Raw genomic sequence first — 536 nt, 5'->3', positions numbered from 1 at the left:
GTCTCCAGCGTGTCGGCCAGTTGCGCGCTGGCGGTGTCGGCCAGGGATTGCGCCAGGCTCAGCGCGGCGTCGAGCTGGCTCTGGGCGCCGTCGCGCGCCAGTTGTTTGCCGCCGGCGCCGGCTTGCGCTTCGGTGCTCAGCAGCAGGCCGTGGCCGGCGCGGATGGCGCCGTGGCGGTCGCTGCGCAGCTCGAAACCTTCGCCGCGCGGCTGCGCCTTGCCGTCCGCGCGCGGGTGGGTGAGGTAGCCCTGGTTGAGCTGGGTTTTGCCGTGTTCGGATGACAGTTTTGCTCGCACTTCGCCCGGGCTGTCGTCGAACAGCAGTTCGTTGTACTGCCCGCCGTGGTGTTCCTTGCTCTTGATGCCGGACAGCGTCTGGTTGCCGGGCAGGCTGCCGGCGCCACTGAACGCCGGCGGTGGGTGGCTGCCGTTGTACAGCACGCCGGTAATCACCGGGCGGTCGATGTCGCCTTCGATGAAGTCGACCAGCACTTCCTGGCCGAGGCGCGGGATGAACTGGTGGCCCCAGCCGGCGCC

The 536-nt window shown here is 70.0% G+C and carries 1 protein-coding gene; it reads right to left on the bottom strand.

Annotation, left to right across the window (positions count from 1 at the left end; translation table 11 throughout):
- On the bottom strand, positions 1–536 hold a 536-nt coding region (locus NOM55_RS17305; protein WP_255909890.1), incomplete at both ends, for a type VI secretion system Vgr family protein.

This window comes from Vogesella sp. AC12 (genome assembly GCF_024437575.1).
GTDB lineage: Bacteria > Pseudomonadota > Gammaproteobacteria > Burkholderiales > Chromobacteriaceae > Vogesella > Vogesella indigofera.
The sequence above is the reverse complement of the archived record's forward strand: the minus strand, read 5'-3'. Positions and strand labels throughout refer to the sequence as shown.